Raw genomic sequence first — 13,609 nt, 5'->3', positions numbered from 1 at the left:
GTGCAGAAGTCCCACAGAAGTCCCTGATCTTGAAAAGTGTGCCATTCTCAGCGCAAAATCGCAGGTCAACTGCATGATCATCTGCTGCCGCCATGAAGGTCAAGTACAAGGAGACCGCCCGCGGCGGCCTCGCGGTCAACGTCGTGGAGTACTGAAGCCCGGGCCGGACTGAGGCCCCGGGCCGTCCGCCCGAACACGGTTCCCCGCGTCCGCGGGGACCACAACCGCTCGACGGCGAATTCGGCCCCGCAGAACAGCCCCGCACCTGCGGTGCTGTTCCGTCGACCAGCAGGTGACCGACGGGGAGTTTGCCGTACTCCCCGCATGCTGAGCTTGCTCAGGCGGGTGACGGCATCATTGGTCACGCGCCTCCCGTGTGTCGGCGGGCGGGGTGAGGGGGAACCCGCACCACACGACCTTGCCGGGGCCGCGACGGGGGGAAGTGCCCCAGCGGGCGCTGAATGCTTCGACCAGGTACAGACCGCGGCCGGCCGGGTCGGTGGGCGCGGCGTTCCGGGGCTTGGGTGGGGCGGGGTTGCTGTCGTGTACCTCCACCAGTAGTTCGGTGTCGGTCAGCGACAGGCCCAGCATGAACAAACGGCCCGGCGTTCTGCCGTGTTGAAGTGCGTTGGTGCACAGCTCGGAGACGCACAGGTGGACGGCATCGGCGTCGACCGGGGGCATCCACTCGCTGAGGACCTGGGTGGTGAAGACGCGAGCCCGTCGGATGGACGCGGCGGTGCTGGGGAACATCAGCGACCGTGCACGTCTCGCCGCCGAAGCCGCGGGAACGGGGGTTGGCGCGTTGCCTGCTGTGGTCGCCACCGCCTCCCGGGGAGAGGCCGGCGCAGGCGCGAGAGGCTCTCGCGCTAACCGATCCGGCTCCTGGGATGGGTCTTGCTGCGCTGACATACGTGCCTCCCTGTTGACAAGGCATGGAGGGGCCAACCACCCGTACGGGTCGGTGAGTTAGAGCCCACAGCGGGCGTTCACCTAGACTGCTCTTGCGTGGACGCAGAATGCAAGGATTGCAAACACATGTCATGCGTTCGAAGTAGGTTGAGTCGCGGCGTGATGGACCACCACACGCACGGGGTACGAGTGGGGAAGCGAGGGGACGTGTCGTGTCAGAAAAGCGTCAGCACGTGCCGACGGTCAGGCTTCGGCGCCTGGCTGCCGAACTCCGGCACCTGAGGGCCGGTGCCGAACTCAGCCGTGAGGACGTCTCCGAGAAGACGGGCATCAACGTCGCCACGCTCTACCGCATCGAGAAGGCGCGGGCACGGCCGCAGAAGCGGACGTTGATCGCCCTGCTGGACCTGTACGAGGTCCAGGACCCCCTTCGTGACGAGCTGGTGTCGATCTCTCGTGGAACCAGCGATCAAGGCTGGTTGCGGCCGTACCACTCGGAACTGCCCGAGGAATACACTGCTTACATCGGCTTTGAGGCCGAAGCGCGGTCGATGCGCAACTACGAGTCGCTCTTCGTACCGGGACTTCTCCAGACGGAAGACTACGCGCGCGCCGTGATCAAGGGCACCCTGCCCACGGCCAGCCAGAGGGAGGTGGAGCAGCGGGTGCAAGCGCGGATGGAGCGGCAGGCGCTGCTCGCCAAGGAGCAGCCACTACAGCTCTGGGGAATTGTGGATGAAGCATCGGTTCAGCGCTTGGTCGGCGGCCGTGGAGTGATGCGCCGGCAGGCGCAGCACCTCCTCGACGTCCTGGAAGAGCCCCATGTCACGCTACAGGTGATCACGTTCGACAAGGGCGCGCACGCAGGCATGGCGGGGTCGTTCGTGCACATGGACTTCCAAGATCCCGCGGACCCCGAGCTTGTCTACGTGGACAACCTTGCGGGTGACCTGTTCCTGGAGTCCGAGGTCGAGATCCGACGGTACAGGTCCATGTTCGAACACCTGCGTGCGGTGGCACAGAGCCCGAAAGAGAGTTCAGATCTGCTGGCTAAGGTAGCGGCGAGAGACTGAGAGGAGGTGTTGAGAGTGCAGTACGACCTCTCCGAAGCCGTCTGGCGGAAGAGCACCCACAGCAGCGGCAACGGTCAGTGCATCGAGGTTGCGGACGGGTACCCCGGCGTCATACCGGTGCGCGACAGCAAGGCCCCCGAGGGCCCGTTCCTGGTCTTCGGGGCCGACGCATGGACCTCCTTCGTGCAGGCGGTGAAGCACGGCGACTTCTCCGCATGAGTCCTGGCGCGACTCCCATCAGCGCAGAACTGCGCCCCCGCCCGGCCCAGAAGGGCTGGACAGGGGGCGCAGTCGTCAGGTTGGTTCCCATGCCGCCGATTCCGCTGGTGCGCCGCAGGGGCTCTTGCGATCGGTCGCGGGCGGCGAGCACCAGCCAGGCCCGGCTGGGAGGCTGTCCCGTTCGTCATTCGCAGAGGAGGCGGGCCAGTAGCGGGCCCGCCTCCGTTGCGTCGTACGGACCGCCGGGACCGTGGGCGGCTTGCCAGGCCGGTCACCTCCCTGCGGAGGGCGCCTCCCATAGCGCACTGATGGGAATGGCGCGGAAGCGCGGGCCGAAGGGGAGTGTCTGCTGACCGGTGTAGAGCACGATCCCGGTCAGCAGATCGCTGCCCAAGCGGTCGGCGAGGTGCCGCAGGCCCCGGAAGTCCTCAGCCTTGACGGTCGAGGCGGCCTTGACGTCGATCGCGACGACCTGGCCACGCCGGTTCTCCAGCACGATGTCGACCTCGACCTTGTCCTTGGTCCGGTAGTGGTACAGCTCGACGGGCTGGTCGGCCCAAGTGAGCTGGCGGGCGATCTCCATCGCGACGAAACCTTCGAGTAGTCCGCCGAGCGGGCCGGCGGGCTGCCGCAGGGCCGAGGCGTCCAGACCCAGCAGGTTGGCGGCGATGCCGGAGTCGACCATGGCGACCTTGGCGGTGCCGACGGCCCGGGTGCTGAGGTTGCGGGACCAGGCGGGGATGCGCTTGATGAGGAAGACCTCCTCCAGCAGCCCCAGGTATCGCTTGATCGTCGGCTGCGGAAGCCCGAGCTCGTTACCGAGCGTGCCCGGGACGAGGAGCTGCCCGGATCTGGCGGCCACCAGCCGGGTCAGTGCCCGCATCTCCGGCCCGCGCTCGATCTCGGAGAGCTGGATGACGTCACGGTTGATCAGATCCGCGACGTAGGAGTCGAGGAACCGTCCCCGGCGGCGCGGCGGGCGTGCCACCGCTTCGGGGAAGCCGCCGCGCGTGATCCTCTCGACGTAGTCGGCTCGCATCTGGGTCGAGCTGTGCCGCAGCTCGGGGCCGGCGTCGAAGACAGCATCCACGAACCCGTCCGGACCGCCGTCGATCTCTCCCTGCGACAGCGGCCACAGCTCGATGGTCTCCATCCGCCCCGGCAGGGCGTCGGGCACGCTACGCAGATGCAGGACACGGGCGGAGCCCGTGAGGAGGAACCGTCCGGGTCGCGGATCGGTGTCGACCGCCTCTTTGATGGCCAGCATCAGCTCCGGGACCCGCTGCACCTCGTCGATGACCAGCGGTACGGAGCCGGCGACGAATTCCGTGGGGTCGAAGGCCGCTGCCTGGCGTGTCGCCGCACGGTCCAGGCTGCGCCACTCCGCCCCCCTCGCGTTGCCGATCTGCGCCACCAATGTGCTCTTGCCGGACTGCCGCGCACCGTTCACCAGGACCACGCGGGTGTCTGCCAGCGCCTCGTCGATGGCAGTCGCTGTCCGGCGAGGGAGGATGCGCCCGATAGGCGATTCAGGGATCTTCACCACGAGGTCCAGCATGGCACACCCATGTTGATTTGGCCGCAAGGTCAATATTGATCTGGTCGCCATGCGTGTGTTTGTTTGGTCGCATCCTACGTGTCGGTTTGACCTCCGGCCCTCGCGTGTCGCAGCCAGCTGATCATTCAGAGCCGTCACGTGACGGCTCTGACGTGCTCCCCGCAGGCGCGGGGCTGTTGCGGCTGGGTCCTCGTGTGCCTGGACGCCCGCGCCTTCCTGTCCCCGGGGTGACCGAGGGGCGCGGACGGTGCAATCGAACTCTGTTCTCTTCATGGACACTTCACGCGGGCTGAGTAGAATTGGGAGCGCTCCCACGTGTTCGCCAACCGAAACGGAGACCCCCCCATGCGCAAGTCAAGCCTCTCCGCCGGACGGCCTCGGGCGGCTGTCCGCCGGCTCCTCCAAGCGCTCGCCCTGGTGATCGCCGTGACCACCAGCGCGCTGCTCTGGACGAGCCCCGCCCAGGCCCACGGCACCGTCGTCGGCCCGGCGACCCGCGCCTACCACTGCTGGGAAGAGTGGGGAGACGACCACCTGAACCCGGCCATGGAGCAGGAGGACCCCATGTGTTGGCAGGCCTGGCAGGCCAACCCCAACACCATGTGGAACTGGATGAGCATGCTCCAGGACGGGCTCGGCGGCCAGTTCGAGGCGCGGATTCCCAACGGGAAGCTGTGCAGCAACAACCACCCGAACTTCGAGAGCCTGAACAACCCGGGCCCCTGGAAGACGACCGACGTCGGTGACAACTTCTCGATCCACCTGTACGACCAGGCCTCCCACGGCGCCGACTTCTTCCGGGTCTACGTGAGCAAGCAGGGGTTCGACCCCAAGACCCAGAGCCTCGGCTGGGATGACCTCGACTTCATCACCGAGACCGGCAGCTACCCGCCGGCGAACGACATCACGTTCCCCGTCCAGACCTCCGGCTACTCCGGACACCACATCGTCTTCACCATCTGGCAGGCCTCGCACCTCGACCAGGCCTACCTGATGTGCAGCGACGTGAACTTCGGCTGAGCCGGGAGCACCGCACACACCGCAGCATCCCGCCGGCCCGGTGCCCGAACCCGGCACCGGGCCGGCCCAGCCGTGGCCGACGACCACGGCAGGTCTGCGCCGGGGCGGGCGCTGCCGGGCGGGTGCGCGCCGGTGGGCGGAATCGGCGGCTAATCCCCTCTGGAAGCGGTACACATCGCCCACGCGCCTCGACATCCGCGGCCGCTTGACGGTGCGGGGTGACCGCCCTACGCTCCGCCCAACATTACGAACAGCGTTCGACATTTCGAATAGCTGCTCCTCTCCATTGGTGGCGCAGTTGCGCCCTCGGGCGCATGAACAGCAGCGTGCCGCCCCCACCCCCCACGCCAAGGAGACGACCGTGACCGAAACCCCCCACCGCGACTCCACCGCCGCCGCGCCCCCGGCCGCACCGGCAGCACCCGCCGCACCCGCCGCACCCGCCACACCCGCCGCACCGCCGCCCGGTACGACCTCCCGGCGCCGGCTGCTCCGCGGCGCGGTGGCGGCCGGGGTGCTGGCGGGCGGCTCCGTGGTCGGCGGGGGCGGGGTGCGTTCCGCGGCGGCCGGTGCCGCCCCCGCCGCGTACCCCTTCCCCGGCGTCGTGACCGGGGACACCGGCGTGCACGACCCGTCGTTCGTCAAGCGGCCCTCCGGCGGCTACCTCGTCGCCCACACCGGCAACGACATCTCCCTGAAGACGTCCGCCGACCGCACGGACTTCCGCAACGCCGGCAGCGCCTTCCCCGGCGGCGCGCCGTGGACCAGCCCGTACACCGAGGGCTCACGCAACCTGTGGGCGCCGCACCTGAGCCACCACAACGGCCGGTACCACCTGTACTACTCCGCCTCCACCTTCGGCTCCAACCACTCGGCGATCTTCCTGGCCACCAGCTCCAGCGGCGACCCGGGCAGTTGGACGCACCAGGGGCTGGTCGTCGAGTCCGGCGGCGCGGACGACTACAACGCCATCGACCCGCACCTCGCCGTGGACGCCGAGGGCCGCTGGTGGCTGGCCTTCGGCTCGTTCTGGTCCGGGATCAAGCTCATCCGGATCGACCCGGCGACCGGCAGGCGGCTCGACGACGGCATGGTCGCGATCGCCGGCCGCGGCGGTGGCGCCATCGAGGCGCCCACGATCTTCCGGCGGGGCGGCTACTACTACCTCTTCGTCTCGTTCGACCTGTGCTGCCGGGGGGCGTCCAGCACGTACCGGGTGATGGTCGGCCGGTCCACGGACATCGCCGGCCCCTACCGCGACCGCAACGGCACCGCGATGACCGCCGGCGGCGGTACCGAGATCATGGCCGGCCACGACCACATCCACGGCCCCGGCCACCAGGACGTCTTCGCCGACACCGACCACGACATCCTCGTCTACCACTACTACGCCGACAACGGCACGGCCCTGCTGGGCATCAACTGGCTCGGCTGGGACGGCGACGGGTGGCCTTACGCACACTGAGGGCCGGAGCCGGGCCCGTTCGACCGCAACCGTTCGACGGCAACCGTTCGACGGCTCGGCGGCCGGCGGGCCGGAGTTCACCACGAACGACTTCGCCGTCACTTCCGGCTGACCGCCGGCCCGGCCGTTGTTATTTCGCTGGAGCCCGGCTCCCGCGCGCTCCTAAAGTGGGCGGGCCCCCGACCGCCCGTCACGGAGCCGGACCATGCGTGTGCACTACCCCCGTACACCGCATCTGCCCTGGTCGCCCGGGGCCGCGGCGGACGACGTGCGGGCCGGGGACCTGGCCGGGCTGGCCGGGCGCGAGGTCGTGGTCACCGAGAAGCTCGACGGGGAGAACACCACCCTGTACGCCGACGGGCTGCACGCCCGGTCGCCGGACTCGGCGCACCACCCCTCGCGGACGTGGGTGAAGGGTCTGCACGGGCGGATCCGCGGGCGGATACCGCGGGGGTGGCGGGTGTGCGGCGAGAACGTGTTCGCGCGGCACTCGATCGCGTACGAGGACCTGGAGGGCTTCTTCTACGGATTCTCGGTCTGGGACGGCGACCGCTGCCTGGACTGGGACCGTACGGTCCGGTTCCTGCGGCGGGCCGGGGTGCCGGCGGCGCCCGTGCTGTGGCGGGGTGTCTTCGACGAGCGGGCGCTGCGGGCGCTGCGGCTGGACACCGGGCGCCAGGAGGGGTACGTGGTGCGCACCGTCGAGGGGTTCGGGCGGGCGGACTTCGGGCGGCGGGTGGCCAAGTGGGTGCGCGGCGGGCACGTGCGGACGGACACCCACTGGATGCACGCGGCCGTCGTGGCGAACGGCCTGGGGCCGAAGGCCGCGCTGTGGACGGTGCGTTCGGGCGGGGCCGCCGACGTGCCGTCCCTGTCGGCCGCGCTGGGCGTCGCGCCGGAGGAGCCCGCCGCCGAAGGCGCCGAAGCCGCCGAAGCCGCCGTCGCCGACACGGCCGCGCGGCTGGACGTGCTCGGCCGGTACGGGGACGCCCGGCTGGCCGGCGTCGTCGCCGCGATGCTGCACGGCGTGGGGAGGGCGCGGCTCGCGCCGCTGCTCGCGGGGCCGCTGGGGCTGCGCGGCGCGCGAATGGTCGCCGACCTGGTGGGGCTGGCCGGGGGGTTGCAGCGGGCCTTTCCGGACGGCGAGCGCCGGGCCGGTCTCGTCCGCCTCTCGCTCGCCGCCGACCTCGGGGTGCTGCACGCGGTCGCGGGGGCGCTCGCGCGGGGCGCGGAGGCGCGCGAGCAGGTGGAGTGGTCGGCGCTGCACGCCGAGGACGCCGGGCTGCTGGGCGAGTCGCCGCTGGCGCCGCTGCGGGACGGGCTGCGGGAGGCGCTCGGCGGGGTGGCTCCGGAGGCCGCCGACCGGTGCTGGGCCCAGGCGCGCGAGGCGTACGCGGACGGACGGATCGCCACCGTCGCGGAGGCGGTGGCGGTGGGCTGGCGGTGGCGGTCCGGGGCGTTCCCGCGGCTGGTGCACCTCGTCGGGCCGTCCGGCAGCGGCAAGAGTACGTTCGCCCGGGGCCTCGCGGGGACGGACGCGTACGTCGGCCTGGACGACCTGCGCGCGGCCCGCGGCAACCGGGCCGACCAGGGGGCCAACGCGGAGGTCCTGCGGGAGGGGCTGGGGCGGCTCGACGCGGCGCTGGCGGCCGGCGGGACCGCGGTGTGGGACGCCACGTCGCTCGACCGGCACCGGCGGGCGGCGGTCCAGCGGGTCGCGCGGCGCCGCGACGCCCTGGTCACGCAGGTGGTCACGCTGGTCGGCGAGGACGAGCTGGTACGGCGCAACCGGAAGCGGGCGCACCCCGTGCCGCCGGAGGTGCTCGCCGCGCAGCTGCGCCGGTTCGCGCCGCCCTACCCGGGCGAGGCCCACCGCACCTGGTACGTCGGCGCGGACGGAACGGTCGCCGACACGGCCGGCTCCCTGCACGGGGACGAGGGGTGGGCGTGATGCGTACGAGCGACGAGATATACCACCGGGTCCGCTGGGACCCGCGGTTCGATCCGGCCAGGTTCGTGCTGGGGATCCACCAGCGGGGCGCCGGCCCGAAGCGGGTGCCGCTGGCCTCCTTCGTCCCCGGCGGCGACGTCCCCTGGCACCGGATCGTGTTCGTCGAGGCGGACGGCGAGGTGGTGTGGGACCGCGCCGCCGGGGTCGACCGCGTCGGCGCCTCGGACGCCGGCAGGGTACGCAGTCCGCGTCTCCTGCGGGCGCCGTTCTTCACGGCCCGTACGCCCCACGGGTGGGACCCGGCGGCCGGCTGGCGCCCCACCCGGGAGGTACGGCCCGCGGCGGGCGCGGCGACGCTGCGCGTCCTCACCTGGAACACGCTGTGGGACCGGTACGACGGCGGGCGGATCCACACCGCCCGCCGCCGCCCCCTGCTGCTCGACGCCCTCGAAGGCGCCGACGCGGACGTCATCGCGCTCCAGGAGGTCGAAGCCGGCCTGCTCTCCCTGCTGCTGGCCGCCCCCTGGGTACGCGCCGGCTACACCCTGGACACCGGCCCGGACGGCAAGGACGTCGCCGACAACGGGCTGCTGCTGCTCAGCCGGCTGCCGGTACGGGAGGCGGGGTGGCACCGGCTCGGGCCGCACAAGGCCGTCACCGCCTGCACGGTCGAGACGGGCGCCGGGCCGCTGGTGGTGGCCACGACCCATCTGAGCAGCGACCACTCCGACGACGGCGCCGCCCTGCGGCGGGCCCAGCTGGACCGGCTCGCCGAGGGGCTCGGCGGGGTGGCCGGCGACGTCGTGCTGGCCGGTGACTTCAACGACGGCGGCGACGCGCCGGCCACCGCGCTCGGGCTGCGCGACGTCTGGACGGAGGTGCACGGCCCGGCCGACCGGACGCCGACGTTCGACCCGGACGTCAACCCGCTGGCCGCGGTGTCCTCGCTGTCCGGCCGGGCCTCGCGACTGGACCGGATCCTGCTGCGGCCCGGGCGGTGGGGCGCGGCGGGGGCCGTCCTGCGGGGCGACGCGCCCACGGCGGACGGGCTGTACGTCTCGGACCACTACGGCGTGGCGGCGGAGCTGCGCGCGGGTACGGGCCCGCCCGCGCACCCCGCCCCGAACCCCGCCCCGCGCGACGCGCACGCGCCCGCCGGACCGGCCGCACCCGCCGTGCCCGCCGAGCCCGTCGCCGGGAGCGAGGCCGGGAACGCCCCCGCGCTCGACCTCGTGCGGCGCGTCTCCGCAGCGCTCGGCGAAGGCGCCGTCCACCTCGCCGGCTCCCGGCGCATGGGCTGCGCCCTCGCCGGCGCGGACGTCGACCTGGTCGCGGCGCTGCCCGGCGGCGCCGACCCGGCCGGCGTCCGGGCCCGGGTGGCCGCCGCGCTGCCGGACGCGACCCGGGTGCGGCAGGTCACCGGCGCTCGCGTACCCGGCCTGCGGCTGCGCTCGGGCGGGCTGGACGTCGACCTCGTGGTCGTCGCCACCGGAACCCTCGACCCCGGCGAAGCGGTGGCCCGGCGCGCGGAGTTGGGCGAGGCGGCCGCGGTCGCGCTGAGCGCGGTGAGCGACGCGGAGGCGGTACGGGCCGCGGCCGGCGGCCGGCCCGCCGCCTTCGCGGGGCTCGCCGCCCGGGTGAAGGCGTGGGCGCGGGCGCGGGGCCTGGACTCCGCCCCGTTCGGCGGGTTGCCGGGCCTGGCCTGGGCGGTGCTGGCGGCCCGTACCGTACGGGAAGCGGAAGCCGAAGCAGAGGCCGAAGCCGAAGCCGGTGCCGCGGATTCGGCCGCCCCGGATCTCCTCCGCCGCTTCTTCGGCACCTGGGCCGCCTGGGACTGGCGGGAACCGGTCGCGCTGACGCCCAGCGACCCCGGCCCCGACCCCGGCACCCACGCCGGCACCGGCGCCCCGCTCGTCCTCCGCACCCCCACCGCCCCGGTCCGCAGCTGCACCGGACAGGTCACCGCCGGCTTCCGGGACCTGCTGACCGACGAGCTGTACCGCGCCTGGACCGTCCTGGAGCGCGCCGCCGAAACCGGCACCGACCCCTGGCCCGAGCTGGTGTCACCGCCGCCCCTGCACCGGCGGCACGCGGCCTGGGCGCTGGTGACCGTGGCCCCGGACCGCACCGCGGAGTTCGACGGGACCCTGGGGCGGGTCCGCGGCCGCCTGCGCGCGCTGCTCACCGCGCTGGAGGACGCCGGGGCGGCGGACGCGCACGCCTGGCCCCGGCCGTTCGAGACCGGGCCGGCGCTCGCGCGCTACGCCGTCGGCCTCGGCCGCACCCCGCCCGGCGCCGCCCGCGTCGCGGAGGTCGCCGAAGGGTGGTGCCGGGGCCTGCGCGGGGTGAGCGTCGAGCAGGGGGTCACGCCTTTCTGGCGATGAGGCCCAGGCACGACGCCTCGGCGTCGGTGTAGAGGGACGCCGGGCGGTCGTCGGGGGTGTCCGGGGACCAGCGGTTGACCGGCAGGATGCCCGGCGGCAGCAGCTCCAGGCCCAGGGCGTCGACCAGTTCCGCCAGCTCGGCGGCGTCGCGGGCCTGCGCCGGGAGGCCCTGGTTGTGGTAGAGGCGGGCGGCGGCCGCGACCTCCTCCGGGGCGAACTCGTCGGTGATGTGGCTGAGGATGAGGTGGCTGCCGGCCGGCAGCGGGTCGAGCAGGGCGGAGACGATCCGCTTCGGGTCGTCCGCGGGGGTGATGAAGTGCATGATGGCGACCAGGTTGACGGCCACCGGGCGGGCGAGGTCGAGGGCCGGGTCCGGGCCGGTCATGCAGGGGTGGCCGAGGATGGTCTCGGGGCGGCGCAGGTCGCCCTGGATGTAGTCGATGCGGCCCTCGTCGGTGGAGTTCATCAGGGCGCGGGCGTGGGCGAGCACGACCGGGTCGTGGTCGGTGTAGAGGATGCGCGCCGCGGGCCGTATGGACTGGGCGACCTCGTGGACGTTCGGCGAGGTGGGGATGCCGGTGCCGACGTCGAGGAACTGGTCGACGCCCGCGCGGGCCAGGCGTTCGACGGCCAGGTGCATGAAGTGCCGGTTGGCGCGGGCGAACTTGCCCACGCTGGGCCAGACCCCGATGACCCGCTCGGCGGTCTCCCGGTCCGGCCCGTAGTGGTCCTTGCCGCCCAGGTAGTAGTCGTACATCCGGGCCGTCTGCGGCTTCGTGAAGTCGATCTCGGGCGGCGCCCAGGACGTGCCGCCCGCGGTGCTGAGCCAGGCCGTCTCGCCGTTGTCGGTGGTCACATGAGCTCCCGGGTGTGCCGTCGGATAAAACGACCTTGCCATACGGGGCCCGCCGGCGTCTCGTACTGCCCTGCCCGGCGGGAGAGTTGACCGGAGTTCCGCGGGCCCTGCGGGCGGCCCGGCGGGGCGTTCGGCACGTCCAGTTGACAAGATGTCCTGACAAACCCCTTGCCCCGGCCCCCGGTCTGGATTAGAACGGTCGGTCGTGAGCCTCATCGAGCGGGGCTCACCACGTACGTCAAGGGGAGGCCATCGGTGACGAACTCGGCGCAGGGGGACAGAACGGAACCCGTACCGGCCAGGGACACGGCCGGGGACACGGGCGGGGCGGGGCCGAGCCGGCGGCTGGTGTCGGCGGCGCTGGTGTCCGGCGTCGTCGGTACGGCGCTGGGCGCGACGGCGCCGTCCGCGTGGGCGGACGAGTGGAGCGCGCCGCGTCCGCGCCGGGCGCCGCGCGGGCGGCACGGGCGCGCGCACAACGACGTGCTCTTCGTCGGCGCGCACCCGGACGACGAGGCCGGGAACCTCTCGACCTTCGGGCAGTGGCGGGAGCGGCACGGGGTGAGCACCGGCGTGCTCACCGTCACCCGCGGCGAGGGCGGCGGCAACGCGGCCGGCCCGGAGGAGGGGCCGCCGCTCGGGCTGATCCGGGAGGACGAGGAGCGCGCGGCGGTCGGCCTGGCCGGCATCGACAACGTCTACTACCTCGACAAGCCGGACTTCTGGTACACGCTCTCCGGCCCGCTGACGGCCGCGATCTGGGACGCGGACGACACGCTGGAGCGCATCGTCCGGCTGATCCGCGCCACCACGCCCGACACGGTCGTGACCATGGACCCGCGCCCCTTCAACCAGCACGGCGGGCACCAGCTGTCCGCGCGGCTGGCGATCGAGGCGTTCTTCCTCGCCGGCGACCCGCGCGCGTTCCGCTCGCAGATCACCCGCGAGGGCTACCGCCCGCACCGCCCGCGGCTGCTTCTCGCGCAGAACTACGGCTTCGGCGGCCTGCTCGGCCCGGACGCCCCGAAGCAGCGGCGCACGGACCGCGCCAGCGGCCTGCCGGTCTTCGGCGTCTTCTCCGGCGTACGCAGCCGGGAGCACGGCACCAGCTGGGCGCAGGTGGAGCGGGACGCGGCGCGCAAGTACGTCACGCAGGGCTGGGCCGCGCGGCCGCCGGAGGTGCCGACCGACCCCGAGGAGCTGGGCTCCGACTGGTACACGGTGCTGGCGGCGAACGGCCGGGCGGTGAAGTCGAAGGTGCGGCGGCAGGACGGGCTGCGCCCGCTGTACGCGGAGTTCCGCGACTGGACGGAGCGGGTGGGCCTGCCGTGGCTGGCCAACGACGCGCAGCCGGACTACCCCGCCCCGCCGGCCACGACGATCCCCGAGGTCGCCACCGCCCCCGTGCTCGACGGCGTCGCGCGCGCCGCCGAGTACCCCGGTCCGGCGCTGCCGCTGGTGCACTGGCAGGGCGAGGAGGTGGGCGACCAGGACGTCTCGGCGACCGCGAAGCTGTCGCGGCACGGCGACGACCTGTACGTGTTCGTCGAGGTCGTCGACGACCGCCGGGGCACGGCGCTGGAGGAGAGCGACGCCAAGCGGCACTGGCGTACGGACTCCGTCGAGATCACCCTCGACCCGCGCGGCACGGCCGACGACACCGCGGCGACCTTCAAGACGGGCATCTTCCCGTTCACCGCGAACGGCGGCGGCCCGGCGGCCGAGCGCGACGGCGACAACCGGCAGGGCCCGGCGGCCGTCACGGCGCCCGGGATGCGGGTGGCGTCCGTGGTCTCCGACCCGTACCGCGGCTACACGGTCGAGGCGAAGATCGCGCTGGCCGACCTGCCGGCCGCGGCGGACCCGGAGAAGTTCACGCTCAACGTGCTCGTGTACGACTCGGACACCGACGACAAGACGGGCCAGACCCGGCTGGCGTGGTCCCCGTACGGCAGCGCCCAGGCCGACCCCTACGTCTGGGGCGACGCCGCGCTGGAGGGCTACACGCCGCCGTCCGGTCGGCCCACGGAGCCGGTGGAGCCGGAGATCCCGACGGACGCGGCGCAGAGCGAGGACTCGCCGGCGGCGGTGGCGCAGTCGCGCCGCACCGGCGTCCCGCTGGCGGTGGGCCCGCGGCCGCGCCGCTGAGGCATCTGCGGGCGGGCGCGGCC

General features: G+C 73.1%; 10 protein-coding genes. 7 read left to right on the top strand and 3 right to left on the bottom strand.

Translation table 11 applies throughout. The features are described 5' to 3' along the window. Window positions 1-354: 354 nt before the first annotated feature. Window positions 355-753 (bottom strand): ATP-binding protein, encoded by a 399-nt coding sequence (locus ACHZ99_RS24340; protein WP_420306864.1) that lies wholly within the window; start codon window positions 751-753, stop codon window positions 355-357. A gap of 371 nt (window positions 754-1,124) precedes the next feature. Here ACHZ99_RS24340 and ACHZ99_RS24335 point away from each other — a divergent pair, with 371 nt between their 5' ends. Together ACHZ99_RS24335 and ACHZ99_RS24330 are read left to right on the top strand one after the other, a co-directional pair. Then, window positions 1,125-1,985: a helix-turn-helix domain-containing protein gene (locus tag ACHZ99_RS24335; protein WP_420306863.1), complete on the top strand. Its 861-nt coding sequence runs from the start codon at window positions 1,125-1,127 to the stop codon at window positions 1,983-1,985. Between the two features lie 15 nt (window positions 1,986-2,000). Beyond that, a complete protein-coding gene (locus ACHZ99_RS24330) occupies window positions 2,001-2,204 on the top strand; it encodes a DUF397 domain-containing protein (RefSeq protein WP_420306862.1) in 204 nt (67 codons plus the stop codon). Between the two features lie 271 nt (window positions 2,205-2,475). On the opposite strand, the gene ACHZ99_RS24325 is transcribed toward ACHZ99_RS24330, so the two are convergent. Continuing rightward, window positions 2,476-3,762 carry an ATP-binding protein gene (locus ACHZ99_RS24325; protein WP_420306861.1) on the bottom strand — a complete coding sequence of 429 codons (1,287 nt, stop codon included), beginning with the start codon at window positions 3,760-3,762 and terminating at the stop codon, window positions 2,476-2,478. Between the two features lie 345 nt (window positions 3,763-4,107). On the opposite strand from ACHZ99_RS24325, the gene ACHZ99_RS24320 reads away from it, so the two are divergent. The 4 genes from ACHZ99_RS24320 (at window position 4,108) to ACHZ99_RS24305 (ending at window position 10,582) form a co-directional block, all read left to right on the top strand. Further along, on the top strand, window positions 4,108-4,782 hold the full coding sequence (locus tag ACHZ99_RS24320; protein WP_420306860.1) for a lytic polysaccharide monooxygenase auxiliary activity family 9 protein: 675 nt from the start codon (window positions 4,108-4,110) through the stop codon (window positions 4,780-4,782). A 361-nt stretch (window positions 4,783-5,143) separates the two neighbouring features. Further along, window positions 5,144-6,247 (top strand): arabinan endo-1,5-alpha-L-arabinosidase, encoded by a 1,104-nt coding sequence (locus ACHZ99_RS24315; protein ID WP_420306859.1) that lies wholly within the window; start codon window positions 5,144-5,146, stop codon window positions 6,245-6,247. Between the two features lie 205 nt (window positions 6,248-6,452). Further along, window positions 6,453-8,198, top strand: a complete 1,746-nt coding sequence (locus tag ACHZ99_RS24310) for an RNA ligase family protein (protein ID WP_420306858.1) — start codon at window positions 6,453-6,455, stop codon at window positions 8,196-8,198. After that, a complete protein-coding gene (locus ACHZ99_RS24305) occupies window positions 8,198-10,582 on the top strand; it encodes a poly(A) polymerase (RefSeq protein WP_420306857.1) in 2,385 nt (794 codons plus the stop codon). The genes ACHZ99_RS24310 and ACHZ99_RS24305 overlap by 1 nt, the downstream gene beginning before the upstream one ends. Here ACHZ99_RS24305 and ACHZ99_RS24300 read toward each other — a convergent pair. Then, window positions 10,563-11,438, bottom strand: coding sequence for an SAM-dependent methyltransferase (locus ACHZ99_RS24300; protein ID WP_420306856.1), 876 nt, complete (start codon window positions 11,436-11,438; stop codon window positions 10,563-10,565). The two genes, ACHZ99_RS24305 and ACHZ99_RS24300, sit on opposite strands and share 20 nt — an antisense overlap. 255 nt (window positions 11,439-11,693) lie before the next feature. On the opposite strand from ACHZ99_RS24300, the gene ACHZ99_RS24295 reads away from it, so the two are divergent. Further along, complete coding sequence (locus ACHZ99_RS24295; RefSeq protein ID WP_420306855.1) at window positions 11,694-13,586, top strand: sugar-binding protein; 1,893 nt, start codon at window positions 11,694-11,696, stop codon at window positions 13,584-13,586. The last annotated feature ends 23 nt before the right edge of the window (window positions 13,587-13,609 follow it).

This window comes from Streptomyces sp. MAR4 CNX-425, from assembly GCF_048656465.1.
Taxonomy (GTDB): domain Bacteria; phylum Actinomycetota; class Actinomycetes; order Streptomycetales; family Streptomycetaceae; genus Streptomyces.
The sequence above is the reverse complement of the archived record's forward strand: the minus strand, read 5'-3'. Positions and strand labels throughout refer to the sequence as shown.